Annotated in this window: 30 protein-coding genes; 29 read left to right on the top strand and 1 reads right to left on the bottom strand. The window is 71.3% G+C overall.

What is annotated here, in order from left to right:
- The first annotated feature begins 78 nt into the window (after positions 1 to 78).
- The 29 genes from fliD (at position 79) to csrA (ending at position 23385) form a co-directional block, all read left to right on the top strand.
- On the top strand, positions 79 to 1521 hold the full coding sequence (gene fliD / locus AC1ROW_RS11120; protein WP_493018950.1) for a flagellar filament capping protein FliD: 1443 nt from the start codon (positions 79 to 81) through the stop codon (positions 1519 to 1521).
- Between the two features lie 35 nt (positions 1522 to 1556).
- Complete coding sequence (fliS, locus tag AC1ROW_RS11115) at positions 1557 to 1985, top strand: flagellar export chaperone FliS (protein WP_493018949.1); 429 nt, start codon at positions 1557 to 1559, stop codon at positions 1983 to 1985.
- The gene (locus AC1ROW_RS11110; RefSeq protein ID WP_493018948.1) at positions 1978 to 2292 is read left to right on the top strand and encodes a hypothetical protein; all 315 of its coding nucleotides are present in this window, start codon (positions 1978 to 1980) and stop codon (positions 2290 to 2292) included. Before fliS ends, AC1ROW_RS11110 begins: the two co-directional genes overlap by 8 nt.
- 139 nt (positions 2293 to 2431) lie before the next feature.
- Entirely contained in the window at positions 2432 to 2755 is a 324-nt protein-coding gene (locus AC1ROW_RS11105) for a flagellar basal body rod protein FlgB (protein ID WP_493018947.1), read from the top strand.
- A 2-nt stretch (positions 2756 to 2757) separates the two neighbouring features.
- Positions 2758 to 3150, top strand: a complete 393-nt coding sequence (gene flgC / locus AC1ROW_RS11100; RefSeq protein WP_493018946.1) for a flagellar basal body rod protein FlgC — start codon at positions 2758 to 2760, stop codon at positions 3148 to 3150.
- The gene (gene fliE, locus AC1ROW_RS11095) at positions 3150 to 3458 is read left to right on the top strand and encodes a flagellar hook-basal body complex protein FliE (protein ID WP_493018945.1); all 309 of its coding nucleotides are present in this window, start codon (positions 3150 to 3152) and stop codon (positions 3456 to 3458) included. The genes flgC and fliE overlap by 1 nt, the downstream gene beginning before the upstream one ends.
- Positions 3459 to 5057 (top strand): flagellar basal-body MS-ring/collar protein FliF, encoded by a 1599-nt coding sequence (fliF, locus tag AC1ROW_RS11090; protein WP_493018944.1) that lies wholly within the window; start codon positions 3459 to 3461, stop codon positions 5055 to 5057. It abuts the gene before it with no gap.
- Entirely contained in the window at positions 5054 to 6076 is a 1023-nt protein-coding gene (gene fliG / locus AC1ROW_RS11085) for a flagellar motor switch protein FliG (protein ID WP_493018943.1), read from the top strand. The genes fliF and fliG overlap by 4 nt, the downstream gene beginning before the upstream one ends.
- Positions 6066 to 6680, top strand: a complete 615-nt coding sequence (locus AC1ROW_RS11080; protein WP_493018942.1) for a FliH/SctL family protein — start codon at positions 6066 to 6068, stop codon at positions 6678 to 6680. The genes fliG and AC1ROW_RS11080 overlap by 11 nt, the downstream gene beginning before the upstream one ends.
- Entirely contained in the window at positions 6677 to 8005 is a 1329-nt protein-coding gene (locus AC1ROW_RS11075; RefSeq protein WP_493018941.1) for a FliI/YscN family ATPase, read from the top strand. The genes AC1ROW_RS11080 and AC1ROW_RS11075 overlap by 4 nt, the downstream gene beginning before the upstream one ends.
- Positions 8002 to 8430 carry a flagellar FliJ family protein gene (locus tag AC1ROW_RS11070; RefSeq protein ID WP_493018940.1) on the top strand — a complete coding sequence of 143 codons (429 nt, stop codon included), beginning with the start codon at positions 8002 to 8004 and terminating at the stop codon, positions 8428 to 8430. Before AC1ROW_RS11075 ends, AC1ROW_RS11070 begins: the two co-directional genes overlap by 4 nt.
- Positions 8427 to 9272 carry a C40 family peptidase gene (locus AC1ROW_RS11065; RefSeq protein ID WP_493018939.1) on the top strand — a complete coding sequence of 282 codons (846 nt, stop codon included), beginning with the start codon at positions 8427 to 8429 and terminating at the stop codon, positions 9270 to 9272. The genes AC1ROW_RS11070 and AC1ROW_RS11065 overlap by 4 nt, the downstream gene beginning before the upstream one ends.
- On the top strand, positions 9269 to 10570 hold the full coding sequence (locus tag AC1ROW_RS11060; protein ID WP_493018938.1) for a flagellar hook-length control protein FliK: 1302 nt from the start codon (positions 9269 to 9271) through the stop codon (positions 10568 to 10570). The genes AC1ROW_RS11065 and AC1ROW_RS11060 overlap by 4 nt, the downstream gene beginning before the upstream one ends.
- Positions 10571 to 10586: 16 nt before the next feature.
- Positions 10587 to 11021 carry a flagellar hook capping FlgD N-terminal domain-containing protein gene (locus AC1ROW_RS11055; RefSeq protein WP_493018937.1) on the top strand — a complete coding sequence of 145 codons (435 nt, stop codon included), beginning with the start codon at positions 10587 to 10589 and terminating at the stop codon, positions 11019 to 11021.
- Positions 11022 to 11048: 27 nt separating this feature from the next.
- Positions 11049 to 12236, top strand: coding sequence for a flagellar hook protein FlgE (locus AC1ROW_RS11050; RefSeq protein WP_493018936.1), 1188 nt, complete (start codon positions 11049 to 11051; stop codon positions 12234 to 12236).
- Between the two features lie 114 nt (positions 12237 to 12350).
- The gene (locus AC1ROW_RS11045; RefSeq protein ID WP_493018935.1) at positions 12351 to 12578 is read left to right on the top strand and encodes a flagellar FlbD family protein; all 228 of its coding nucleotides are present in this window, start codon (positions 12351 to 12353) and stop codon (positions 12576 to 12578) included.
- A gap of 2 nt (positions 12579 to 12580) precedes the next feature.
- Complete coding sequence (locus AC1ROW_RS11040; protein ID WP_493018934.1) at positions 12581 to 13402, top strand: motility protein A; 822 nt, start codon at positions 12581 to 12583, stop codon at positions 13400 to 13402.
- Positions 13399 to 14235: an OmpA/MotB family protein gene (locus AC1ROW_RS11035; RefSeq protein WP_493018933.1), complete on the top strand. Its 837-nt coding sequence runs from the start codon at positions 13399 to 13401 to the stop codon at positions 14233 to 14235. The genes AC1ROW_RS11040 and AC1ROW_RS11035 overlap by 4 nt, the downstream gene beginning before the upstream one ends.
- Positions 14232 to 15119 (top strand): flagellar motor switch protein FliM, encoded by an 888-nt coding sequence (locus AC1ROW_RS11030; protein ID WP_493018932.1) that lies wholly within the window; start codon positions 14232 to 14234, stop codon positions 15117 to 15119. Before AC1ROW_RS11035 ends, AC1ROW_RS11030 begins: the two co-directional genes overlap by 4 nt.
- Positions 15120 to 15146: 27 nt before the next feature.
- Positions 15147 to 15836 carry a flagellar motor switch protein FliN gene (gene fliN, locus AC1ROW_RS11025; RefSeq protein ID WP_493018931.1) on the top strand — a complete coding sequence of 230 codons (690 nt, stop codon included), beginning with the start codon at positions 15147 to 15149 and terminating at the stop codon, positions 15834 to 15836.
- A 3-nt stretch (positions 15837 to 15839) separates the two neighbouring features.
- On the top strand, positions 15840 to 16298 hold the full coding sequence (locus AC1ROW_RS11020; protein WP_493018930.1) for a FliO/MopB family protein: 459 nt from the start codon (positions 15840 to 15842) through the stop codon (positions 16296 to 16298).
- Entirely contained in the window at positions 16295 to 17140 is an 846-nt protein-coding gene (gene fliP, locus AC1ROW_RS11015; RefSeq protein WP_493018929.1) for a flagellar type III secretion system pore protein FliP, read from the top strand. Before AC1ROW_RS11020 ends, fliP begins: the two co-directional genes overlap by 4 nt.
- A 10-nt stretch (positions 17141 to 17150) precedes the next feature.
- Complete coding sequence (locus tag AC1ROW_RS11010) at positions 17151 to 17423, top strand: flagellar biosynthetic protein FliQ (RefSeq protein ID WP_493018928.1); 273 nt, start codon at positions 17151 to 17153, stop codon at positions 17421 to 17423.
- Positions 17424 to 17425: 2 nt separating this feature from the next.
- Positions 17426 to 18181 carry a flagellar biosynthetic protein FliR gene (locus tag AC1ROW_RS11005; protein WP_493018927.1) on the top strand — a complete coding sequence of 252 codons (756 nt, stop codon included), beginning with the start codon at positions 17426 to 17428 and terminating at the stop codon, positions 18179 to 18181.
- Entirely contained in the window at positions 18181 to 19302 is a 1122-nt protein-coding gene (locus AC1ROW_RS11000; RefSeq protein ID WP_493018926.1) for an EscU/YscU/HrcU family type III secretion system export apparatus switch protein, read from the top strand. Before AC1ROW_RS11005 ends, AC1ROW_RS11000 begins: the two co-directional genes overlap by 1 nt.
- The gene (locus AC1ROW_RS10995) at positions 19299 to 21344 is read left to right on the top strand and encodes a flagellar biosynthesis protein FlhA (protein ID WP_493018925.1); all 2046 of its coding nucleotides are present in this window, start codon (positions 19299 to 19301) and stop codon (positions 21342 to 21344) included. Before AC1ROW_RS11000 ends, AC1ROW_RS10995 begins: the two co-directional genes overlap by 4 nt.
- Positions 21319 to 22095 carry a hypothetical protein gene (locus AC1ROW_RS10990; RefSeq protein ID WP_493018924.1) on the top strand — a complete coding sequence of 259 codons (777 nt, stop codon included), beginning with the start codon at positions 21319 to 21321 and terminating at the stop codon, positions 22093 to 22095. Before AC1ROW_RS10995 ends, AC1ROW_RS10990 begins: the two co-directional genes overlap by 26 nt.
- A 242-nt stretch (positions 22096 to 22337) precedes the next feature.
- Positions 22338 to 23087, top strand: a complete 750-nt coding sequence (locus AC1ROW_RS10985; RefSeq protein ID WP_493018923.1) for an ABC transporter permease — start codon at positions 22338 to 22340, stop codon at positions 23085 to 23087.
- Positions 23088 to 23148: 61 nt separating this feature from the next.
- Positions 23149 to 23385 (top strand): carbon storage regulator CsrA, encoded by a 237-nt coding sequence (gene csrA / locus AC1ROW_RS10980; protein WP_493018922.1) that lies wholly within the window; start codon positions 23149 to 23151, stop codon positions 23383 to 23385.
- A 17-nt stretch (positions 23386 to 23402) separates the two neighbouring features.
- On the opposite strand, the gene AC1ROW_RS10975 is transcribed toward csrA, so the two are convergent.
- Positions 23403 to 24152 carry a formylglycine-generating enzyme family protein gene (locus AC1ROW_RS10975; RefSeq protein WP_493018921.1) on the bottom strand — a complete coding sequence of 250 codons (750 nt, stop codon included), beginning with the start codon at positions 24150 to 24152 and terminating at the stop codon, positions 23403 to 23405.
- Positions 24153 to 24237 lie beyond the last annotated feature (85 nt).

Here is a 24237-nt window from a genome sequence, read left to right as displayed (position 1 = left end):
TTTGGGGGGGGGGGGGGGGGTTTGTTTCCCCCCCCCCCCCCGCCCCCATCACCCTGAACGCGGATCGGAGGGATTCGGATGAGCTCTGTCGGAACGATCTCGCTGCCCTCTCTCGGCGTGGGCAGCAACGGCCAGGTCTCGGTTTCGAACCTGGTCAACAACCTCGACCCGACGGCCATCGTGAACGCCCTGATGACCGCGGCGGCCATCCCGCAGACCCAGCTCCAGGCCAAGGTCAAGACGGAGCAGTCCGCCCTCTCCGCGTTCCAGAACCTCAACGTGACCCTGCAGGCTCTGCAGACGAGCGCAGCGGGAGCAGCGGCCACGAACGGCCTCAACCTTCTCAGCGTCTCCAGCACGGACTCGTCCGTCACGGCCACAGCGACCACCGCGGCGTCGCCGACCTCCTTCTCGCTGCAGGTGAACCAGGTCGCGCAGGCGCAGGTGTCCGTCACCGGGGTGATGACGACCTGGCCGGACAGCAGCGGCGCGATCACCATCGTCGACTCGACAGGCACTGCTCACCAGATCACGGCCGCGTCCTCGAGCATCTCGGACGTGGTGGCCGCCATCAACGCTGCCGGCGCGGGCGTCAGCGCCGCGCAGGTGGCCTCGGGCACCGACGCCTCGGGCAACCCGCAGTACCGGCTGCAGCTCACCTCGACGCAGACCGGCGCGGCGGCGGCATTCCAGGTCTACGCCGGGACGAGCTCCGCCTACGCGGCCGGTACCGCGACGAACGTGCTCACACAGGCCGGCGCCGCCACCGTCACCGCCGCGCAGGACGCGCAGGTCACCCTCTGGCCCGGCACTGCGGCGGCGCAGACGGTCTCGTCGTCCACCGACACCTTCGCAGACCTCGTCCAGGGCGTTACCGTCACGGTCGCAAAGCCCACCACCGCGCCGGTGACGCTGACCTCGACGATGGACAAGGGCAGCATCACCTCCACCGCGTCCTCCCTGATCTCCGGCGTCAACACGCTGCTCTCGTACATCGGGCAGCAGTCCGCAGTGTCCACCACACAGAACACGGACGGCTCCAGCACGACGACCGCGGGCACGTTCACCGGCAGCCTCCTGATCCAGGGCGTGTACCGGAATCTGCAGACGGCGGTGTCCGCCCCGGTCGGGCCGAGCGGCACCGTCTCCCCCGCCACGTACGGGATCGCGATCCAGCAGGACGGCTCGATCAAGTTCGACAGCGCGAAGTTCCAGGCCGCCCTCGCGAGCGACCCCGCCGGGACCATCGCCGCCGTGCAGACGATCGCCTCGCGCGTGCAGGCCGTCAGCGCGACGGCCTCCGACCCGGTGACCGGGACCGTGACCGCGTCCATCACGTCGCAGCAGACCCAGATCTCCAACGACCAGTCGGGTGTCAGCAACTGGACGACGATGCTCGCGGCCAAGCGCAAGCTGCTGACCGCGCAGTACACGGCCCTGGTGACCACGCTCGGCCAGCTCCAGAACGAGCAGAACTACCTGACCCAGCAGATCGACGCGATGAACCCGTCGTCGCACTGACGCGCGACTCTTCAGAGAAAGCACAAGGGATCGACATGCCTACTGCGGCACAGACCTACCGCGACAACGCCATCCTCTCCGCGTCGCCGTCGCGGCTGCTCACCATGCTGTACGACCGGCTGCTGCTCGACCTGAACACCGCGAAGGACGCGCTGGACGCCGGCGACCTCGCCGTCGCCGACTACCGGCTCACCCACGCGGTCGACATCCTCAGCGCCCTGGCCGGCTCGCTCCGCCTGGATGTCTGGAACGCCGCCGAGAGCCTCCTCGGCCTCTACATCTACATCTCGAACGCGCTCGTCCACTGCCGCGTGACGCGGGACGTCGCGCTCGTGATCGAGGCCATCGCGCTGCTGGAGCCGCTCCGCCAGGCGTGGCACCAGGCGGCGGACTCGCTGTCGTCGGGGACCTCCTGGGAGGTCGACGCCGCGGACGACAACAGCGAGGTCGTGGCGATTGCCTGAACAGGTCGACGTCGCCGACGACAGCGAGTCCGCCGCCTGGGCCGCAGCCCTCGACGAGCTGGAGGCGCGCGCCGCGCAGGCGGCCGGCCCGGCGGGACTCGAGCCGTGGCGCGCCGTCGCGCCTCTGCCCGCGCTGCCGGCGGCGCTCGCCGAGCGCGCCCGGGCGGTGCAGGCTGCCCAGCAACGCGCGATCGACGGGCTGCGCGAGCAGCAGGCGCGGATCCGCGGGGAGCTGGCGTCGCTGAGCAGCGTCCAGCCGCCGCGTCCCGACGCAGAACCTCCGGTCTACCTCGATCTGATCGGCTGAGACGCTTACACGGCCGCCGATCCTGCCGATAGGCCCCTACGAGCACGGATCGCTCGCAGCGGGCCACGGATCGGCCTCCTCCTGGGAATATCCACGATTCATGAGGTGAGCCTTGCTCGATTCCGTGACGATGAACGCGATGCACTCTGCCCTCGACGGCTATGCCGCGGCGCAGACCGCGATCTCGAACAACATCGCGAACATCAATACGCCCGGCTACCACGCCCAGGTCGTCGACTTCGCGTCGGCCCTCGAGAAGTCGGTCGCCGCGCACAGCGGCCTGCTGCCGGCCTCCTCCATCGCGCCGACGGCGAGCATGGACCCGACCCGGCTGAACGGCAACAACGTCTCGCTCGAGCAGGAGACGCTCGCGGAGGTCAGCAACGGGCTGAAGTTCCAGGCGGCCTCGCAGGCGATGTCCCAGCAGTTCAGCGAACTCCGCGCGGCTGCGACGGTGAACTGACCATGAGCTACGACGCCATCGGCATCTCCGGCACGGGCATGACGCTCAACCAGACCTGGCTGGACTCGATCAGCGACAACCTCGCGAACATCAACGACACCACCTCGCCGAACAACCCCGCCTTCCAGGAGCGTTTCGTGCAGGCGCAGGCCAACCCCGGGATGAACGGCGTCTCGATCGGCGGCGTCGTGTACGGCTCGGCTGCGGGTCAGCTCGTCTACTCGCCCGGCGACCCGAACGCGGACGCGCAGGGCTACGTGAAGAAGACCACGATCGACATGGCCAGCCAGATGACCGACCTGATCGAGGCGCAGCGCGCCTACCAGGCGAACTCGAACGCCGTGAACGCCGCCAAGGACATGTACCAGTCCGCGCTGCAGATCGGAGCCAAGTGATGAGCATCCCGGCCATCGGAGCGCTCTCGCTCGGCTCTGTGCAGCAGCCGACGCCGCCCGTCGCCCCCGCGGCTTCGGGATCCGGCGCGGGCGGCTTCGGCGCCGCGCTGACCGGAGCGGTGAACAACCTCCAGCAGCTCCAGAGCACGTCGGACGCGGCGAACGTGAAGGCGGTCACCGGCAACCTCAACGACATTCAGGACGCGACCGTCGCCGCCGCCCGCGTGCAGACGACCGTGCAGCTGATGGCGACGCTGCGCAACCAGGCCGTCGACGCGTTCAACACCATCATGCGGATGGGAGGCTAGGTGCCCGCCCGGCTCCAGGCGGTCCTCAAGCGCCTCGGCGCGACGATCGCCGGCTTCAGCTTCGCCCAGAAGACCGTCTCGGTCCTGGCGCTCCTCGTGCTCGCCCTGGGCGTGACCGGCCTGTCGGTCTGGTTGAGCCAGCCGCAGTACGTCCCGCTGTTCAGCGGGATCTCCGCCTCCGACGCCTCGGCGATCACCACCCAGCTCCACACCGACAACGTCCCGTACCAGCTCACGGACGGCGGCGCCACGATCCTCGTCCCGCAGGGGCAGGTCTACCAGGAGCGGCTGAAGGCCGCCGCGGCCAACCTCCCGTCGAGCAGCAACCAGGGCTACACGCTGCTCGACAACATGGGCGTCACGACGTCCGAGTTCCAGCAGGACGTCACCTACAAGCGCGCGATGGAGGGCGAGCTCGCCAGCACGATCGACGCCATGCAGGGCGTCAAGACCGCCTCGGTCAAGCTGGCCATCCCGCAGCCGACGGTGTTCACCGATCAGGCGAAGGACCCGACGGCCAGCGTCTTCGTCGCCGAGAGCGCCGGATCCACCCTCACGGCCGCGCAGGTGCAGGCGATCGTGCACCTCGTCTCGTCCTCCACGGTGGGGATGAAGCCCACCGACGTCTCCGTCATCGACGCCGCGGGCAACGTCCTCTCCGCCACCGGCGGGGCGACCGCGGGCTCGACCGGCGACCAGGCGAAGGCCTACGACAGCGCCGTCCAGGCGAGCGTGCAGTCGATGCTCGACAAGGTGCTCGGCTCGGGCAACTCGACCGTCGTCGTGAGCGCGCTGATGGACAACTCGACGTCCACGAAGACGACCGACAGCTACAGCATCCCGACCGGGGCGCCGCAGACGAGCTCGACGTCGCAGAAGGAGACCTACACCGGGACCGGCGCCGCGGCGCAGTCCGGCGTGCTCGGCACGAGTGCCACCACGAACGGCGTCTCGAACACCGCGGCGAACAGCGGGGGCAACGGAAGCTACAGCTCGGACAGCACCACGAGCGACAACGCGCTGAACAAGACCAGCGTCACGCAGCAGATCCCGGCCGGCGGCGTCCAGCGCCAGACGGTCTCCGTCGCGGTGGACACTGCGGCGGCGAGCAAGGCCGGCGTGAGTTCGGCCCAGCTCCAGCAGATGGTGGCGAACGCCTCGGGCGTCGACACCTCGCGCGGCGACGCGGTGGGTGTGCAGCTCGTCAACTTCTCGCAGGCGAACGCGCAGGCGGCGAAGCAGGCGCTCGCGCAGGCCGACGCGCAGGCCCGGCAGGCGCAGCTCGACTCGTGGATCCGCACCGGGCTGATCACCGCGGGCATCCTGGCCGCGCTGATCGTCGTGGTCCTGGTCCTACGCCGCCGCAGCAGGAACACGGAGGTCGAGGAGGCCGACCGATACGACGAGCTGGCCGCCCCGACACTCGCTTTCACCCAGGTCATCCCGCCGACCGTGCCGCTGACGACCCCGCCGCCGACCCCGGTCTCGATCGAGTCGGAGCAGCGCAGGGCCGAGATCGAGCAGCTCGCGGTGGAAGACCCGCGCCGCGCGGCGGACTACCTGCTGACACTCATGGGTGACAAGGAGACGACGCCGTGACGGAGGCCGCAGTCGCCACGCTGACCGGCGCGCAGAAGGCCGCCCTGATCCTGATGAACCTGGATCAGGCGGCCGCCGCGCGCGTGATGCAGCAGTTCAGCGAGACGGAGTCCGAGGAGATCGCGGCAGAGATCGTCGCGCTCAAGCGCGTCGACAGGCAGCAGGCCGAGGCCGCGCTCGAGGAATTCCACGAGATCGCCGTGCGGCAGCATGCGCGCGTCAGCGGCGGCCGCAGTGCGGCCATCGGGCTGCTGGAGGCGTCGTTCGGCACCGAGCGCGCCGCCGGCGTGATGTCCCGCGTCGCGTCCTCGCTCGCCGGGCGCGCGTTCGAGTTCCTGGACACCGCGGATCCCGCGCAAGTCGCCCTCCTCCTCGACGGCGAGCTCTCCCAGACCATCGCCACCGTGCTCGCCCACCTGCGCGCGGACCAGGCGTCGCGGGTGCTCGCCGCGCTGAAGCCGGACATCCGCGCCGACGTGGCGCACTGCATCGCGACCATGGGGAGCGTCGGCCCCGAGGTCGCGCGCACCGTCGCCGACACGCTCCGCAGCCGCGCGGGATCGGTCGTCAAGACCCCCGGCCAGCAGGACGCCATCGGCGGTGTGCAGCCGTTGGTGGACATCATCAACCGCTCCAGCGTCGCCAACGAGCGTGCGTTGCTCGAGGAGCTTGACCAGCGCGACCCCGAGCTCGCCGCCGAGGTGCGCTCCCGGATGCTGACGTTCGCCGACATCGTGAAGCTGGAGCCGCGCGACGTGCAGCAGGTGCTGCGCGGGATCGACGTCTCGGTGCTCGCCATCGCGATGAAGGGCTCCCCGGAGGCGACGCGGGACGTCATCCGCGCCAACCTCTCGGAGCGCAACCTGGAGGTGCTGGACGAGGAGTCGGCGGTGCTCGGCTCGATCCGGCTCTCCCGCGTCGAGGAGGCCAGGGCCGAGATCGTCCGCGCGATCCGCGACCTCGAGGCGGAGGGCACGATCACGGTGCACCGCTCGGACGAGGACGAGTATGTCGAATAGTGCGTTCGCCCCTGTGCGGTACCCCGAGCTCGGATCGTCCGGCGCCACCGTCGCGACGAGCGTCGAGGGCGCCTCCAGCGCGCGGGCGCGCGGCTTCGCGGCCGGTTACAGCGAGGGCCTGCGCCGTGCGGAGGCCGAGTTCGCAGCGGCCGAGAGCGCCCGGTTGCAGCACTGGCAGGCGGCGGAGGCGGAGTCCGCCGCAGCGACCCGGCGCGCCCTGGCGGCGCTCGCCGCAGCGGCGGAAGGGGTGCGCGCGCTCGCCGTCCCGGTCGTCGCCACTGCCGACGACGCCCTGGTAGAGGCGGCGCTCGCGCTCGCCGAGGCCGTCCTCCAGCGCGAGGTGGCCGACGGGCACGTCGACGCCGCCGACACGCTGCGCCGCGTCATCGCCGCCACGCCCGCCGGAGAGCTGGTCTCCGTGCGGATGCACCCGGACGACGCCAGTGCGATCGCGGAGGAGGCCGGTGCCCTCCCCGAGATCGTGCCCGACCCGACCATCGCCCCGGGCGACGCCGTCGCGGTCCTGCGCGACGGCTGGCTGGACGCCCGGATCGACGCGGGGCTAGCGCGGGCGCGCACCGTTCTGACCGGAGACCGCGCATGACCGCCTACGCGCCGGGAGGCGCCCGGCTTGCGTCGGCGGTCCGCGCGGCTGCGCCGGAGCGGATCGGCCGCATCGCGTCCGTGATCGGCCTCGGAATCGAGGTCTCCGGCCTGGAGGGCGCGGTCGGCGACCTCGTCGCGATCGGCGAGCCCGGAGCACAGACCGCGGCCCAGGTCGTCGCCGTGCGGCCGGGGCTGCTCACCTGCATGGTGCTGTCCGGAACGGCGGCGCACCCGATCGGCACGCCCGTGCGCTCCGCGCCCGCCGCTCCTGCCGTCCCGGTGGGAGACGTGCTGCTCGGGCGGGTCATCGACGGGCTCGGCCGTCCCATCGACGGCAAGGGCCCGATCCCGCCGACGCAGCGCGTCGGCCTGGCGAACACCGCGCCCGGCCCGCTGGAGCGCGCGAGGATCACGTCGCCCCTCCAGCTCGGGGTGCGTGCCCTCGACACCCTGGTGTCCACCGGACGCGGGCAGCGGCTGGGCCTCTTCGCCGGCTCCGGCGTCGGCAAGTCGTCGCTGCTCTCGATGATCGCCCGCGGGACGGACGCCGAGGTGTCGGTGATCGCCCTCATCGGCGAGCGCGGCCGCGAGGTGCGCGAGTTCATCGAGGACGACCTCGGCGCCGAGGGGCTCGCCCGTTCGATCGTCGTGGTCTCCACCTCCGACGAGCCCGCCCTGATGCGGTTGCGCGCGTCGCTCGTCGCGACCCGGATCGCGGAGTGGCACCGCGACCGCGGTCAGCATGTCGTCCTGATGATGGACTCGCTGACCCGCGTGGCGATGGCGCAGCGCGAGATCGGTCTCTCAGCGGGCGAGCCGCCGGCGACGCGCGGCTACCCGCCATCGACCTTCTCCACCCTGGCGTCCCTCCTGGAGCGCGCCGGCGCGGCGGCCACCGGGTCGATCACCGGTCTCTACACCGTCCTGGTCGACGGCGACGACCACAACGAGCCCATCGCGGACGCGGCGCGGTCGATCCTCGACGGGCACGTCGTCCTCGACCGCGCGCTCGCGATCACCGGACACTTCCCCTCGATCGACGTGCTGGGCTCCATCTCCCGACTCGCGTCGAAGATCACCCCGCCGGACCGGCTGGCCGACGCGACGGCGCTGCGCGCGGTGCTCTCCGCGCGCCGGAGCGCGCAGGACCTGCTCGACGTCGGCGCCTACAAGCCGGGCGCGAACGCGCGCGTGGACGCGGCGGTGCAGTTCGAGGAGGCCATCGACGGTTTCCTCCGGCAGGGCATGGACCAGCGGTCCACGGCGGACGGCGCGTGGGATTCGCTCCGCGAGCTGACCCGGGCGTTCGGAGCGGCCGCATGAAGCGTTTCGGATTGGCCGGCCTCCTGCGCGTGCGCGACCTGGAGGAGCAGCGGGCGGCGGCGGAGCTCGCCGAGGCGAACCGGGCCGTGGACGCGGTCCGCGCCCGCGGCGCCCGGACGCGGGCCTCGCTCGCCGGGGTGCGCTCGGACGCCGTCGATGCGGCGACCCTCTCGGCCGTCGTCGCCGCCCGGGCGAGCGCGCAGGTGCTGCTCGGCGAGCTGACCGCGCTGCACGAGCTCGCCTCCCGGGAGGCCGGAGAGGCGCGCACGACGCACGGCGCCGCGCGCGCGTCCGCCGTCTCGCTCGAGAAGCTGCGGACGCGGCACGACGCGGCCGAGGCCGCTCGCGAGCTGCGCGAGGAGCAGTCCGCCCTCGACGAGGTCGCCATCCAAGGCTGGCGCGAGAGCAGGAAGGACGCGGTATGAGCATCACGGAGGCCGTGGGGCGCATCCAGCAGATCGAGTCCCAGATGGTCCAGCTGGCCGGTGGACAGCCGGCGCAGCCGACGCAGACGGCGCAGACGACGCGGACGACGAGCGCCACCGCGTCCGCGTTCGCGACGTCGCTCGACGCGGCGACCGGCGCGACCGGCGCCCAGGTCACCCCGGCGGCCGGTCAGCAGGCGTCCAACGGGACCACCGGCGCCGACATCGTGGCGGACGCCCGCAAGTATCTCGGCGTCCCGTACGTCTTCGGCGGCACCACGAGCGCGGGCCTCGACTGCTCCGGGCTCGTGCAGCGCGTCTACAAGGACAAGGGGATATCGCTGCCGCGGCTCGTCTCGGGGCAGTCGACCATCGGCCAGAGCGTGCCGTCGCTCGCCGACGCGCAGCCGGGCGACCTCATCGTCTGCAACGGCGGGGAGCACATCGTCATCTACGCGGGCAACGGGAAGATCATCCAGGCGCCCAAGCCGGGCGGCTCGGTCGAGGAGATGGACAACTGGATCTCGCCGTCGAACGTGGTGACGATCCGCCGGATCGTGCCGACGGCGGCGGCGCCGGCGACGGCGACCGCGACGCCGGCCCCCTCGGCATCGGTGCTGGCGGCTCTGCTCGGATCGACCGGCGGGGGGTCGGCCGGGCTGCTGGGCTCCGGAGGGACGTCCTCGTCCGCCCTGGCGGCACTGCTCGGGTCGAGCGGCGGCGCGTCGATGCTCGGCGTGCTGGGCTCGAGCGGCGGATCGGCGCTCACCGGCGTGCTGGGCTCCGGAGGCGGGAACGCCCTGGCGGCGCTGCTCGGTCAGGGCTCGGGGACGAACTCGTGAGCGCGGTGGTCTCGGGGTTCGGCGGCGCGGGCGCGGCGGCACTCATCGCGCCGGCCTCGTCAGCCGATGCCCTGTCGCCCGATCACCTGTCGCCCGCCGCGGGTGCGACGGCGTTCGGCGCCCTTCTGTCGGCGCTGGCCGGCGACGCCGAAGCGCCGACGCATCCGGTCGGACCGGCGCCGTCCGCCGACGCCGGCGCTCAGCAGCCGGTCACAACCCATCCTGTGATGCCCCCGCCGGCTAACGCCGGGTTCCTCGGCTCGGTGGTCACCGCACCCCCGTCGCTCGTCGCGGCGCCCCTACCGGCGGCTGTCATGGATGCCGCCACCGCGCCCTCCTCAGCGACTCCGGACGAGGGACCCCACGGCAAGGGCACGCCCGTGCGGACCACCGGCGCCGACCGGCACCAGGACGCCCTCTCCCCCACGGTCGTCGACACGCTGGCGGCCGGGCAGCCGGCGCTCCAGCAGGCGGTCGCCGCCGCGCCGGTCCCTCCCGCGACGCCCATGCCCGCGCCTCCGGTTCAGGCCTCCACCACCGCGGCTGCTGTCGAAGCGCTGAGCGCGCCGCCGACTCCGGTCAGGGCACCCGCTCCCGCTCCGGCCCAGGTCCAGGCGCCGAGCGCTCAGCCGGTCGCGACGGTCGCCGCGGCCACCGGGGCTCAGCCGCCCGCGCCCGCTCCGGCCGCCGCGCCTGCGCGGTCGGCGACGAAGAGCCCGTCCTCGCCGGCGGCGCCGAGCGAGGACGCGCAGCCGACGACCCCCGCGGTGACTCCCGTCGCGGCGCCGGCTCCGTCGCCGGCCTTCGCGACCGCGCTCGCGGCGGCCTCCACCGTCTCCACCGCCCCGGCTCCGACCCCGGCGCCGCCGCTGCAGCAGCAGCTCGCCCAGCCGGTGATGACCCTCGCCCGGCAGCCCGACGGCGACCACGTCGTGGTCGTGCGGGTCGCCCCCGATGACCTCGGCCCCGTCACGGTGCGCGCGCAGGTCAGCGGCACCGGAGTCCACATCGAGCTGTTCGCGCCCAGCGACGCCGGACGGGACGCCATCCGGCAGATCCTCACCGACCTGCGGCGCGACCTCAACGCGACGACGGCCAACGCGTCGGTCTCGGTCTCCGACCAGAACGCGCCGGGGGCCGAAGGCGGCGGCGGAGGCCGATCGCCGTGGGCGTCGGCGGAGGAGCGTGGGTCGTCAGCGCCGCCCAACCGGCAGGAGGAGCCGACTCCGGCCCACGACGCCGTACCGGCACAGCCCCGCGTCCTCGCCGGCGCCCGAACCCTCGACCTCGTCGTCTGACCAGCAAGGAGAACACATGGTCACGCCCATCTCGACCGACCCCACCGCCGCCTCGACCACCTCGCTCTGGTCGTCGCAGCCCACGCGGACGCCGCACCAGTCGTTGACCGCGGACGATTTCATGCAGCTCCTGGTGACGCAGCTCAAGAACCAGGACCCCAGCTCGCCGATGGACTCGGCGGCGATGGTCCAGCAGACCACGCAGCTCGGGATGATGCAGCAGATGACCGCGATCGGCTCCAGCAGCAACACCGCCCTCAACCTGCAGATGCAGACCGCGGCCGCCGACCTCATCGGCAAGACCGTCAGCTACAACGACCTCGCGGGGAAGCCTCAGACGGGCGTCGTCACCGGCGTCTCGTTCTCGGGAACGACCCCGACCGTGTCCGTCAATGGCGGCACCTTCCCCCTCTCCGGCATCCTCGGCGTCCAGCAGACTCCGGCGGCCTAGTCCCCAACCACCGAAAGGCACACTTCCATGCTTCGTTCTCTCGACTCCGGCGTCTCGGGCCTCCAGGCGCAGCAGACCATGCTCGACGTCGTCGGCAACAACATCGCCAACGTCAACACCACCGGCTACAAGTCCTCCTCCGTGGAGTTCGAGGACACCCTCTCCCAGATGATCGGGACGGCCTCGGCTCCGCAGGGCAACCAGGGCGGCCAGTCGCCTGCCCAGGTCGGCCTCGGCGTCCGGGTCGCCGCGACCGCGACCAACTTCACCGAGGGCGCGGCGCAGACCACCGGCGTCGGCACCAACCTGATGATCAACGGCGACGGCTTCTTCATCGTCAACAACGGCGGCCAGACCCAGTACACGCGCTCCGGCGCGTTCACCACCGACGCCTCGGGCAACCTGGTCAGCCCGGACGGCGCGATCGTGCAGGGCTGGTCTGCGACCAACGGCGTCGTCAACTCGTCCGCCCCGGTGTCCAACCTCACTCTGTCGACCACCGGCCTGTCCGCTGCGCGCGCGACCTCGAACGCGGCGATGACCGGCAACCTGGCCGACGACGCGGCCGTCGGCTCCACCGTCAACAGCCAGGTGACCGTCTACGACGCCACCGGCACGCAGCGCAGCCTCAGCGCGACCTTCACCCGCACCACCGCGGGCTCTCCCGCAGGCTGGAGCGTCACGATGACGGATAGCACGGGCAACACCGCCACCGGCCCGATCACCTTCCTGAACGGCGCGATGACCAGCGGCCAGACCCTCACCGTCGGCGGCGTCACCGTCGACATGTCGAAGATCACCGGCTTCGCGGGCTCGGGCGGGGTCAACTTCGCTTCGCAGAACGGGACCTCCGCCGGATCGCTGCAGTCGTTCTCGATCGAGAGCGACGGCACGATCATGGGCGCGTTCTCCAACGGCGAGAAGCAGGCCGTCGGCCGCGTCGCCCTCGCCAACTTCACCAACCCGGGCGGCCTCCAGAAGGCCGGCAACTCCAACTTCATCGCCACCCCGAACTCCGGGCTCCCCCAGGTGGGCACGGCGGGCAGCGGCAGCCTCGGCACGATGACGAGCGGCGCGATCGAGGGATCCAACGTCGACCTGGCGCGGGAGTTCACCAACCTCATCGTGGCGCAGCGCGCCTTCCAGGCCTCCTCCCGGGTGATCACCACCTCCGACGACGTGCTGCAGGAGCTCCTCCAGCTGAAGACGCGATGATCCCGAGTAACCCGGTGGATCAGAGCTAACGGAATCGTCCGGCCTGCCGATAGGGGAAGGCGAGCACCTCCGGCACGGAGGCGTTCGATCCCTTCCCCTCTCTGCGGAGTCCTCATGATCACGGTGACCAGGCTGAACCACGTGCCGTTCGCCGTGAACCCGGACCTCATCGAGCGCATCAACGCCGACCCCGACACCACCCTGACGATGGTCGACGGCGTGCGCTACGTGGTGACCGAGACGATGGCGGAGGTCATCGACCGCATCACCGGCTACCGCGCGGAGGTGCTCGAACGCGCATACCGGCTGCGACGGCCGGCCGACTCGGGCGAAGGGAGCTGAGCATGGATCTCGCAATGATCATCGGCATCATCGCCGCCTTCGGCTCGCTGTTGACGATGGTGCTGATCGAGGGCGAGAGCCCAACCGCGCTCCTTCTCATCGGTCCGGTCGTCTTCGTCCTCGGCGCCACCATCTCCGTCGGGGTGGCGGGCGCGACGCTGAAAGACGCCATCGACTCCTTCAAGGCGATCCCCGGAGCGATCAAGGGCAAGAAGCCGGACTTCGCCGGGACGGTGGCCACGCTCCTCGACCTCTCCGACGTGGCCCGCCAGCGCGGCCTGCTCTCGCTGGAGTCGTCGGCGGAGGAGGTCGACGACCCGTTCCTGGCCAGCGCCCTGCAGGGCGTGGCCGACGGCGCCGACTCCGAGGACCTGCGCATCCTGCTCGAGGACCAGATCGCGACATGGTCGAAGGCGACCCGCGTGTCCTCCTCGTTCTTCGCGGCCCTCGGCGGCTACGCGCCGACCATCGGCATCGTCGGGACGGTCGTCTCGCTCACCCACGTGCTCGGCAACCTCTCCACCCCCGACAAGCTCGGGCCGATGATCGCCAGTGCGTTCGTGGCCACCCTCTGGGGTCTGCTCTCCGCCAACTTCATCTGGCTCCCCCTGGGCACGCGCATGCGCCGGCTCGCCGAACTGGAGGCCGAGCGGCGGCAGATCGTCGTGGAGGGCGTGCTCGCCATCCAGTCCGGCACCTCCTCGCGCGCGCTCTCGGAGCGGCTGACCGCGATGGTCCCGTACAGCCCCAAGCCGAAGCGCAGCAAAGCCAAGAACGACGCGTCCGCCCCGGTCTCCGGGGCGGCGCCCGCGGTCGGGCCGTGAGCCGGGTCCGTCGCAGGCCGGCCGCGGACGGGCACGGCGAGGGCCACGCCAACGACGAGCGCTGGATGGCCTCCTACATGGACATGGTCACCGTGCTGATGTGCACGTTCATCGTCCTGTTCTCGATGTCCTCGATCGACGCGCACAAGTTCAACGAGCTGAAGAACTCGCTCCAGACCGGCTTCGGCCAGGTGGTCAGCCAGAAGGTCGACACGGCCAAGGGCGTGATCGTCGCGGCCAAGGACGCCGCGCCGACCCCTGTGCCGTCGTCGGCGTCGACCACCCCGCCGATGTCGCCGCTCGAAGCCGCCAAGATCGAGGTCGCCGACCTCCGCGCCATCGAGGCGGCGATCAACGCCCGCCTGACCGCTCAGGGCCTCCAGGGCTCGGTCTCGTACACGATCGACGCCCGGGGGCTGACCATCGGCCTCATCGGCGGGAACGCGTTCTTCGACTCCAACCTTGCGACGCTCACCCCGCTGGCGGTCCAGATCATCGACAACGTCGGGCCGGTCCTGTACCCGACGTCGTACACGATCTCGGTCGAGGGGCACGCCGACACCCGGCCGGCCGGTCCGCCCTACGCCACCAACTGGGACCTCGCCGCCGCGCGCGCCATCTCGGTGCTCCGCCGGCTCACCGACATCTCGGGCATCCAGGCGACGCGGATCTACGCGGTCAGCGACGGCTCGGCCACGGCGACGGCCACCGGTTCGGACGCGGCGCAGCTGGCCCAGGACCGCCGCGTCGACATCGTCGTCCGGTCGGCGCTGCCGCAGGAGGCGCGCGACCTGATCCCGGGGATCGTCGCGGGGAAGGGAGCAGGCCGATGAGCCAGACCATGACGCAGCCGGCCGAGCGCGAGGTGCGGCCGTACGACTTCCGCCGCCCGACCACGCTGGCCCGGGAGCACTCCCGCGTGCTGGAGCTCGCCTTCGCGACCTTCGCGCGGCAGTGGGGCACGCAACTCACCGCGAAGGTGCGCGTGCTCTCGCAGGTGACCTGCGAGGCGGTCACGATGCACACGTACGACGAGTACGCGGCGGGCCTGCCCTCCAGTACGGCGATGGTGCTCTGCTCGATCAGCGACGTGGACTCGCGCGGCGTCATCCAGTTCCCCACCGGAGCGGCGCTGCGCTGGGTGAACGCGATGCTCGGCGGCAACCGCCCGCTCCCGCTCCTCGACCGCACGTTCACCCCGATCGAGCACGCCCTGGTCGTCGGGCTGATGAACGACGCGCTCGAGGACCTCCAGTATTCGCTCGGCCCGCTGTTCACCAACTCGGTGCGGATCGACGCGATCCAGTACAACTCGCAGTTCGCCCAGGCCGCGCCCACCAGCGAGCTGATGATCGTGGCGCGCTTCGCCGCCCGCGTCGGCGAGGACGTCGCGGAGGCCACGATCGCCCTGCCCGCCCGGATCCTCCTGGAGCGGCTGGGCGAGACCAACCCGACTGTGCAGGTCGACAACGCCAAGCAGCTCTTGCACGCGCAGCTCGCGCAGGTGCCGGTAGAGGTGAGCGCCCGGTTCGCGTCGGCGAACGTCACCCCCACGTCGGTGCTCGGACTGGCGGTGGGCGACGTCATCCGCCTGCCGCATCCGGTCAGCCGGCCGATTCAGGTCGCCGCCGGCGGGGAGCCGGTGGGCACCGCCGCCATCGGCGCCGCGGGATCCCGCCTCGCCGTCGTCGTCACCACTGCTGAGGACAACAACTGATGGAGAACCACTGATGGAGAACGACTGATGCCCCAGAACGCATATGCTGCTGCCGCGCAGACGCTGACGCATGCCCCCTTGGGCATAGGCGAGCTGACCGTCTCCGCCGCCGAATCCGACGACCTGCCGGCGACCGCCGCGAGTGCGGTCGTCGTGACCTTCATCGGCTCCCCGTCCGCCGAGCTCGCGCTCGCCGTCCGCGACCCGGAGGTGGTCCTCGCCGAGACCGGCGGCCAGCTCGGGGTCGGACTCGCCGACGTCCTCCAGCCCACCCTGGCGGCCGCGGCCGAGCTCCTCGGCTCCGGCGTGCTCGGCGACGCACGGATCGAGGACGCCACGCACCTCTTCGCCGACGCGGCCTCCCACCGCTTCGCCGTGACCGACCGGTCGGGGCAGGAGGTCGCCTGGTTCGTCATCCGCGGCGAGGCCGTCCGCACCGTGCCTTCCGGGACCTCGGCGGACGTCGCCGGCCGCCTCGGCCGCATCTCCAATGTCGAGATGGCGCTCACCGTCGAGATCGGCCGGACCCGCATGTCGGTGCGCGACGTGCTCGCGGTCGAACCCGGCACCGTGATCGAGCTCGACCGCTCCGCGGGATCCCCCGCGGACATCCTGCTCAACGGCCGCCTGATCGCGCACGGCGAGATCGTCGTCGTCGACCAGGACTACGCGGTGCGCGTCACCCAGATCCTCGACACCGCCGACGCCCTGGTCTGACCCGTGGACACCCTCTTCACCGCGCTCCGCGTCGCCGTCTCCCTCGCGCTCATCATCGGACTGATCTGGTTCGTGCAGCGCCGGAGCGCGAAGTGGAGCCGGAAGAGGGCCAAGCGACCCATCACCGTCCTCGGCCGGCAGTCGCTCGGCGGCAAGTCGCGGGTCGTGATGGTGGAGGCGGACGGCACCCACTTCGTGCTCGGCGTGACCGACAGCTCGGTCGTCGTGCTCAAGTCACGCGCACTGGACACCTTCGCAGACGCCCTCGCGGCCGAGGAGGCGAGCGAGCAGGACGGTCTTGCGGAGGCCGACGACGCGGACACGGACGCGGACCCCGCCCCCGCACCGAGGCCGGTCGCCTCCCCCGTGCCGCTCCCGCTTCCCGCACCGACCTTCGCGCAGGCCATCACCTCCCCCGACACCTGGCGGAGGGCGGCCCAGTCCCTCCGGACTCCGCGGTGAGCACGGCGGCGCTCACGGGCGCACGCCCCAGCTCCGCGCGCCTCATCGTCCTCGCGCTCCTCGTCCTTGCCGCCGTGGCCGGCATTGTGCTGCTCACCGCGGGCAGCGCGCACGCGGCGCCGACGCCCTCCCCCTCGCCCGCGCCGCCGATCGGCCCGTCGGGTCCCGCGGGCGGCTCCGGCGGCCCCACCATCTCGATCAACGGGATCAACGGCACGCCCGCCGACACCATCGTCACCCTGCTGGGCGTGACGCTCATCTCCGTCGCGCCGGGGCTGCTCGTCATGGTCTCGTCGTTCACCAAGGTGTTCGTGGTGCTCTCGATGGCCCGCAACGCCCTCGGCCTCCAGTCCGTGCCGCCGAACCAGGTGCTCGCCGGGCTCGCGCTGTTCCTGAGCCTGTTCATCATGGCGCCCACCCTCACCGACATCAACGTGCACGCCGTCCAGCCCTATCTCGCCGGGCACCTCGACTTCGGCGGCGCCCTCCAGGCCGCGGAGGCGCCGCTGAGAGCCTTCCTCGGCGCGCACACCCGGCAGGAGGACATCGCGCTGATGACCCGCGCCGCGGGCCGGGCCAACCCGGCGAACCTGCACGCCGTCCCGCTGACCACCCTGGTGCCGGCGTTCGTGATCTCGGAGCTGCGGGCGGCCTTCATCATCGGCTTCGTGATCTACGTGCCGTTCCTGGTGATCGACCTCGTGGTCTCGGCCGGACTGATGTCGCTCGGCATGATGATGCTGCCGCCGGTGATGGTGTCGCTGCCGTTCAAGATCCTGCTCTTCGTCCTCGTGGACGGCTGGGGCCTGATCATCCAGTCCCTCGTCGCGAGCTACAAGTAGGGGGCCGAGCATGAACTCCAGCGCCGTCCTCAAGATCGCCACGCAGGCCCTCCTGCTGATGGCGCAGCTCGCCGCGCCCATGGTGCTGACCGCGCTCGCCATCGGCTTCGCGGTCTCGCTCATCCAGTCGATCACCCAGATCCAGGAGGTCACCCTCTCGTTCGTGCCGAAGGCGGTCGGCGTCTCCATCGCACTGATCGTGTGCGGCAACTGGATGATCGAGCAGCTCGTGACCTTCACGCAGTACCTGTTCCAGCAGATCCCGACACTGTTGGGAGGCTGACGATGAACATCCCCGTCGACCTGAGCGCCATCGAGGCCACCGCGCTGGTCTCGGTGCGCATCCTGCTGTTCGTGCTGATCGCGCCGCCGTTCTCGTACCAGGCGTTCCCGCTGCAGATCAAAGGGATGCTCGCCGTCCTGCTCGGACTCGTGGTCGCTCCGCAGGCCGCCCAGCACTACTCCCCCGGCTCGACCGGCCAGTTTCTGCTCGACTTCGTCGGCGAGGCTGCGACCGGCGCCGTGCTCGGCTTCCTGGTCTACCTCGTGTTTACCGCCATCGAGTCCGCCGGTTCGCTGCTGGACTTCTCCAGCGGCCTGCAGGCGGCGCAGCAGTACGACCCCGCGGCGGACATCAACGCCGCCCAGTTCTCGCGACTGTTCCAGATGACGGCGCTGGCGCTGCTGTTCGTCAGCGACGGCTACCAGCTCGTCCTCGGCGGGCTGGTGCGCTCGTTCACGGCGATCCCGCTGACGATGTCGGTCGACTGGAGGTCGATCACGCAGACCCTCACCGGCTCCGTCACGCAGATGCTGCTCGCCGCGCTGCAGATCGCCGGGCCGATCATGGCCGTGCTCTTCGTCGCGAACGCAGCGCTCGGCCTGCTCTCCCGGGTCGCGCCCGCTCTCAACGCGTACTCGCTCGGGCCGCCCGCGCTGATCCTCCTCGCCGTCGTGCTGTGCGCGATCGGGATCGTCGCCCTCCCGATGATCGTGCAGGCGATCGCCGGGCAGGCCGTCCACGCGATCGGGGGTCCCTGATGTCCGCACAGGAGCGCACCGAGCAGGCCACCGAGAAGCATCTCAAGTCGGTGCGCTCGAAGGGACGCCTGCAGAAGGCCCGCGACCTCCCCGCGTGGCTGTCGATCGGGGTCGCGACGGCGCTCATCCCGATGGTCATCGGCAGCGCGCAGCAGGCGGCCGAGTCGCAGATCTTCGCGTTCCGCGACATCATCCGCGATCCGACACCCGCGAGCGCGCTCGCCGCGCTGGGCACGGGGCTCCTGTCGGTCATCGGCACGGTGTGGCCGCTCCTCGTGGTCGTCGCCCTGACGATCGTCGCAGCCACGGCCGCCCAGGGCGGCATCCACCTCAAGAAGCTGAAGCCGCACTTCGAGCAGTTCGACCTGCTGAAGGGCATCCGCAACATGTTCGGCGCGCGCAGCGCGTGGGAGCTGGCGAAGACCCTCGGGAAGGCCGCGCTCGTCGGGATCGGGCTGTACGTGGTCGTGCAGGGACTGATCCCGCTCGTGCTCAAGACCGGCGGGCTCTCCGTCCCCGCGCTGGTCGCGGCCGCGCAGGGCTCGCTGGGCTCGCTGCTCCAGCTCGCGATCGGCGGCGGCCTGCTCTTCGCCGCCATCGACCTCGTCGTGGTGCTGCGGCGCAACCGCACGGCGACCCGGATGACCAAGCGCGAGGTCAAGGACGAGCACAAGAGCGCCGAGGGCGACCCGATGATCCGCGGTCAGCGGCGCAGTCGTCAGCTCGCGATGAGCCGCAATCGCATGATCGCCGCCGTCGCGGACGCGAGCGTCGTGCTGGTGAACCCGACCCACGTCGCCGTCGCGCTGAAGTACGAGCCGGGCGCGTCGGCGCCCAAGGTGGTCGCGAAGGGCGCGGACCTGATCGCGGCACGCATCCGCGAGGAGGCCCTGGCGAAGGGCGTGCCGATGGTCTCCGACGTGCCGCTCGCGCGCGCCCTGCACGGAGCCTGCGACCTGGGCCAGGAGATCCCGGCCGAATTCTTCACGCCGGTCGCGCACGTGCTGGCCTTCGTGATGGCCTTGAAGCGGCGCGGCGGCTCGCTCACCGACATCCACACCCTGCCCGCGGCGCAGCGGGCGCGCACTCCCCTCGACAGCAGGAGGCTGGTCCACTCGTGAAGAACAAGAACCTGTCGCTGCTCGCCGTGCCGGTCGGCGTCGTCGGCATCGTGCTCCTGCTCGTCGTCTCCATCCCGGCGTGGCTGCTCGACACGCTCATCGTCGTCAACATCGCCTTCGCCCTCGTCGTGCTGCTGACCACGATGTTCGCCCGCAAGCCGCTCGACTTCTCGGTGTTCCCCTCGCTGCTGCTCATCGCCACCCTGTTCCGGCTGGGCCTCAACGTCGCCTCCACCCGGCTCGTGCTCGGCCAGGGCTACGCCGGTCAGGTCATCGAGACCTTCGGCAACGTCGCGGTCGGCGGCAACATCATCATCGGCGCCGTCGTCTTCCTGATCCTGGTCGTCATCCAGTTCGTGGTCATCACGAAGGGCGCCGAGCGCGTCGCCGAGGTCGGCGCCCGATTCACGCTCGACGCGATGCCCGGCAAGCAGATGGCGATCGACGCCGACCTCAACGCGGGGCTGATCACCAACGCCCAGGCCAGGGAGCGCCGGGCCGAGGTCGCCGCCGAGTCGGACTTCTACGGCGCGATGGACGGCGCTTCCAAGTTCGTCAAGGGCGATGCGATCGCGGGCATCCTCATCATCGTCATCAACGTGATCGGCGGCATCGGCATCGGGATGCTGCAGAACGGCATGCAGATCACCGACGCTCTGAACAAGTACACGCTGCTCACCATCGGCGACGGGCTCACGGCGCAGATCCCCGCGCTGCTCATGGCGGTGTCCACCGGCATGATCGTCACGCGATCGGGCGCGGACTCCGACATGGGGTCGACGGCCGGCGCGCAGCTCGCGCAGTCGCGGGTCGCGCTGGCGATCTCCGCCGCGGCCGCGATCGCACTCTCGCTCATCCCGGGCATGCCGATGATCCCGTTCCTCGCCGTCGGCGGCCTCCTGTTCTGGGCGTCGCAGCGGATCAAGGCGCGCGCGGCGAAGGCTGCGGCCGAGGAACGGGCGAAGGCGGTCGCGGAGAAGACGACGGGCGCGAGCGACACGACCGACGACCTCCTGGAGCACATGCGGGTGCACCCGCTGGAGATCCAGCTCGCCACCGACCTGATCGACATCGTGTCCGGAGGCTCGGACGACCTGCTCGGTCGCGTGCGCGCGCTGCGGCGCAAGCTGGCGATCGAGCTCGGCATCGTCGTCCCGCCGGTGCGCACCCGCGACAACGGCGAGCTGCCCTCCTCCACCTACGCCATCACCGTCGCCGGCGTGGAGGTCGGCCGCGGCCAGGCGCCGCGCGGCAAGGTGCTCGCGCTCGGCGACGACCTCAGCGCGCTCGCGGGAGTCGACACGATCGAGCCGGTCTTCGGCCTCCCCGCCAAGTGGATCGCGGCCGAGCTGCGGCACAGCGCCGAGATGTCGGGCGCCACCGTCATCGACCGCGTCTCCGTCGTGGTCACGCACCTCTCGTCGGCGGTCACCGCCAATGCCGCCCGGCTGCTGTCCCGGGAGGACGTGCGCGTGCTCACCGAGGGCGTCAAGCGGGTGAACCCCTCCGCGGTCGAGGAGCTGGTGCCGGCGCTCCTCAGCCTCGCGGAAGTCCAGCGCGTGCTGCAGGGACTCCTCGCCGAGCGCGTGCCGATCAACGACCTCGCGCGCATCTACGAGGCGCTCACCCTCCGGGCGAAGGTCTCGCTCGATCCGGAGGGCTTGATCGAGGCGGCTCGGCTGGCGCTCGGCGCCGCGCTCTCCAACCCTTACGTGGACGACGGCACCCTGCGCGTCATCACCCTCGAGCCGATGCTGGAGCAGGCCATGCTGGAGGGCCAGCGCCAGACCGAGTACGGCTCGCAGCTCGTCCTCGATCCCCCGGTGCTGGAGCAGGTCCTGACCGAGGTCCGGTCCGCCGCCACCGAGCACGAGGGGGCGGTGCTCGTCTGCGCGCCCCAGCTGCGCCCCGCCGTCCGCCGGCTCATCGCCGCGCAGGCGCCCGCCCTCCCCGTCCTGTCCTACAACGAGGCCACCACGTCCCCGGCGCCCATCGAAACGATCGGAGTAATTCGAATTGTCACCCCGACTCTGGCCTCATAACGCCTGGCGTCCGAAGAAGGACCTCCACGAGCTCGCGCCGTCCGACGTCATCGCCGGTCTCCTGGCCGACGCCGACGAGCAGGAGGTCCGCTTCCAGCACGCGAGCGCCTCCTCGCAGTTCGAGGAGGTCATGGAGGAGATCATCGCCGAGACCGACCCCGAAGCGCTCGTGGCGAACCGCTACCTGGCCGCCCCGGTCGAGCCCACCACCATCGTCCTCGATCCCGTTCCCGTCCCCTCCCCCGCCCGGCAGCCGGAACGCTTCGAGGAGCCGAGCCGGCCGGCGCCGCGGCTCGCGACCAATCCCGGGGATCTCGTGTTCGTGTTCGGTCTCCGGGAGGACGCGCTGACCGTCGCGAAGGCGATGGCCCTGGCCACCCCCGCGATCGAGGTCGCCGTGGCCGGGACGGTCGGGCGCACCGGCTCGCGTCACGTCGGCGGCCGCCGCGAGGCGTTGCAGGCGCGGGCGGACGGGGTGCGGCGCAACGGCTCGACCATCGTCGCGATCGGCGTCGGGGAGGCGCCCGCCGACGCGGCGCGCTACGCGGGCATCCTGCACGACGTGGTCCCGGACCAGGTCTGGATCGCCGTCGACGTCACCCGCAAGCCCGAGGACACCCGGGTCTGGGCAAACCTCGTCGCGGAGGCGGGAGGCGGTGTCGACGCCATCGCCGCGATCGGGGTCGCGTACACGACCACGCCCGACTCGACCTCCTTTTTGGGGGTACCGGTGGGGTGGGCGGACCGCTGAGTTTCTCCACCTGTGGATAACTCTGTTGAAAACGGGTGGAACAACTGCCCTCGGATGTGGAGGACACGCCCGAGTTTAGAGGGCTCTCAGATTGCCTCTCAGGATGATTTAGCTGCTGATCAGCATTTTCGATCTCGTTCTCGAGAATTCGAAGAGAGCTTCGAAACTACATCCTCGTAATTCACACGGTGTGAAACCCTGTGGATGATCATGTGCGAAACACTCCCGGAATAGGGTGGGGCGTGCCCATTTTCGCCGAGCTCGCACCCACCCTCCTCGGGGTCGCCGTGCTCGCGCTGCTGGCGACCGCCGTACTGACCGCGTACCACGTGCCCCACCGGTGGGCGCCCGCCCTGGCGATCCTCCGCGGGGCCGCTCAGCTCGCGATCATCAGCGTGGTGCTCGCCGGCGTCATCACGAATCCGCTCTGGGTCGCCCTGGCCCTCCTCGTGATGTTCGGCGTCGCGGCGTCGACCGCGACGCACCGCATCGGCTGGTCCCGCGAGCACGCGCTCATGATGGCGACGGCGATGCTCACCGGTGTTGTGGTCGCCTTCTCGGTGGTCTTCCTGACCGGCGCGATCACGTTCTCGTCCCGGTACGCGCTCGCCATCGGCGGGATCGTCATCGGCAACTCGATGAGCATCGCGACCCTCGCAGGACGGCGGTTCACGGAGGCGGTCGACGACCACTGGGACGAGGTGGAGGGCTGGCTGGCCCTGGGCGCGACACCCCGGCAGTCGACGCTGGAGCAGGCGAGGGGAGCGGTGTACTCGGCGCTGATCCCGTCCGTCGACCAGACCAAGACGACGGGGCTCGTCACGCTGCCCGGTGCGTTCGTCGGCGCGATCTTCGGTGGCGTCTCGCCCCTGGAGGCGGGACGCTTCCAAGTGGTGGTGCTGGCGGCGATCATGGCGGCCGGGTCGATCACCGCCGTCATTGTCGCGGCCTGGCTCGCTCCCGTGCGGGTACGGCCGGCGCGGTTGCGCTGACCCGGCGAGCCGGCCGGACGGGGGAGTGGGCGAGGCGTCGAGCGCCCGATAGGCTGGATCAATGCTGGTATTGACGCGGAAGGTCGGCGAGCGCGTGCTCATCGGGGACGACATCGTCGTCACGATCCTCGACGTCCGCGGCGACGGCGTGCGCGTCGGCATCGACGCTCCGCGGGGGATCCGCATCCAGCGCGACGAGGTCGTCAAGGCGGTCGGCGAGGCGAATCTGGAGGCGACGGCGCCTGCGGTCGGGCCGGAGGACGCCGAAACCCTGATCAAGAGATCCCTCGGGCTCTGAGCGCGCCCTGACCGGTGTCAGCGCCGCGGCGTCCAGCCCGGCGGGAGCGGGAACTCCAGCGCGGCCCGCTCGCGATCGGCCTCCGCCGACCAGCCCTGCGCGGCGCCTTCGGCGTCGAAGCCTCCCCGTGCGACGCGGAAGCCGAGGTCCTCGTGCTGCGTCCGCGGCGAGCCGCCACGCCGCACCGACGCGCGCACGCTCCAGGCGTCGTCGGCGAAGCCGCCGCCGCGGAACACCCGGTAGTCGTCGTAGCGGGCCGGGTCGAGGTAGTCCCAGCACCACTCCCAGACGTTCCCGAGCGTGTCGAACAGGCCGTTCAGGTTGGGCAGCCGTGCGCCCACGTCGTGCGGCGCCCGCAGGCCGTCGGCGCTGGTCCAGGCGACGTCCGCCAGCGGTCCGTAGTGCGGGCCGGTCGACCCGGCGCGGCAGGCGTACTCCCACTCCGCCTCCGTGGGGAGGCGGTAGCCGTCGGAGTCGACGTGCCAGGTGACCTCCTCGCCGTCGAACGAGTAGGCCGGGTCGAGGCCCTCCCACTCCGACGCCGCGTTGCAGAACCGGACGGCGCGCAGCCAGCTCACGCCGGTCGCGGGGCGGCGGGGATGCGCGGCCGGCTCGCCGATCAGCTCGGCGACCTGCTCCTCGGTCACCGGGTAGACGCCGATCTCGAACGACTCCAACTCGACCGTCCAGCGCCGCTTCAGCCGCGCGTCGTGCAGCTGCACCGCGCCGGGCGGGATGTACGCCAGGTCGATGTCCGCGCCTTCCACCCCTCCACCCTGCACCAACATTCGTGCCGAATCCCCCGAAACCAGCCGGCTTTCGGGAGATTCGGCACGAATCGTCGCCCGGTGA

The sequence above is a fragment of the Leifsonia sp. GW821-FHT13C09 genome, assembly GCF_058806435.1.
Note: the sequence above shows the minus strand (reverse complement) of the source record. Positions and strands in the feature narration are given on the sequence as shown.

What these genes read in the sequence shown, in the direction of transcription:
- fliD (WP_493018950.1), top strand. Translation starts at nt 79, where the DNA reads ATGAGCTCTGTCGGAACGATCTCGCTGCCCTCTCTCGGCGTGGGCAGC.
- fliS (WP_493018949.1), top strand. Translation starts at nt 1,557, where the DNA reads ATGCCTACTGCGGCACAGACCTACCGCGACAACGCCATCCTCTCCGCG.
- AC1ROW_RS11105 (WP_493018947.1), top strand. Translation starts at nt 2,432, where the DNA reads ATGCACTCTGCCCTCGACGGCTATGCCGCGGCGCAGACCGCGATCTCG.
- flgC (WP_493018946.1), top strand. Translation starts at nt 2,758, where the DNA reads ATGAGCTACGACGCCATCGGCATCTCCGGCACGGGCATGACGCTCAAC.
- fliE (WP_493018945.1), top strand. Translation starts at nt 3,150, where the DNA reads ATGAGCATCCCGGCCATCGGAGCGCTCTCGCTCGGCTCTGTGCAGCAG.
- AC1ROW_RS11080 (WP_493018942.1), top strand. Translation starts at nt 6,066, where the DNA reads ATGTCGAATAGTGCGTTCGCCCCTGTGCGGTACCCCGAGCTCGGATCG.
- AC1ROW_RS11075 (WP_493018941.1), top strand. Translation starts at nt 6,677, where the DNA reads ATGACCGCCTACGCGCCGGGAGGCGCCCGGCTTGCGTCGGCGGTCCGC.
- AC1ROW_RS11070 (WP_493018940.1), top strand. Translation starts at nt 8,002, where the DNA reads ATGAAGCGTTTCGGATTGGCCGGCCTCCTGCGCGTGCGCGACCTGGAG.
- AC1ROW_RS11065 (WP_493018939.1), top strand. Translation starts at nt 8,427, where the DNA reads ATGAGCATCACGGAGGCCGTGGGGCGCATCCAGCAGATCGAGTCCCAG.
- AC1ROW_RS11055 (WP_493018937.1), top strand. Translation starts at nt 10,587, where the DNA reads ATGGTCACGCCCATCTCGACCGACCCCACCGCCGCCTCGACCACCTCG.
- AC1ROW_RS11050 (WP_493018936.1), top strand. Translation starts at nt 11,049, where the DNA reads ATGCTTCGTTCTCTCGACTCCGGCGTCTCGGGCCTCCAGGCGCAGCAG.
- AC1ROW_RS11045 (WP_493018935.1), top strand. Translation starts at nt 12,351, where the DNA reads ATGATCACGGTGACCAGGCTGAACCACGTGCCGTTCGCCGTGAACCCG.
- AC1ROW_RS11040 (WP_493018934.1), top strand. Translation starts at nt 12,581, where the DNA reads ATGGATCTCGCAATGATCATCGGCATCATCGCCGCCTTCGGCTCGCTG.
- AC1ROW_RS11030 (WP_493018932.1), top strand. Translation starts at nt 14,232, where the DNA reads ATGAGCCAGACCATGACGCAGCCGGCCGAGCGCGAGGTGCGGCCGTAC.
- fliN (WP_493018931.1), top strand. Translation starts at nt 15,147, where the DNA reads ATGCCCCAGAACGCATATGCTGCTGCCGCGCAGACGCTGACGCATGCC.
- AC1ROW_RS11010 (WP_493018928.1), top strand. Translation starts at nt 17,151, where the DNA reads ATGAACTCCAGCGCCGTCCTCAAGATCGCCACGCAGGCCCTCCTGCTG.
- AC1ROW_RS11005 (WP_493018927.1), top strand. Translation starts at nt 17,426, where the DNA reads ATGAACATCCCCGTCGACCTGAGCGCCATCGAGGCCACCGCGCTGGTC.
- AC1ROW_RS11000 (WP_493018926.1), top strand. Translation starts at nt 18,181, where the DNA reads ATGTCCGCACAGGAGCGCACCGAGCAGGCCACCGAGAAGCATCTCAAG.
- csrA (WP_493018922.1), top strand. Translation starts at nt 23,149, where the DNA reads ATGCTGGTATTGACGCGGAAGGTCGGCGAGCGCGTGCTCATCGGGGAC.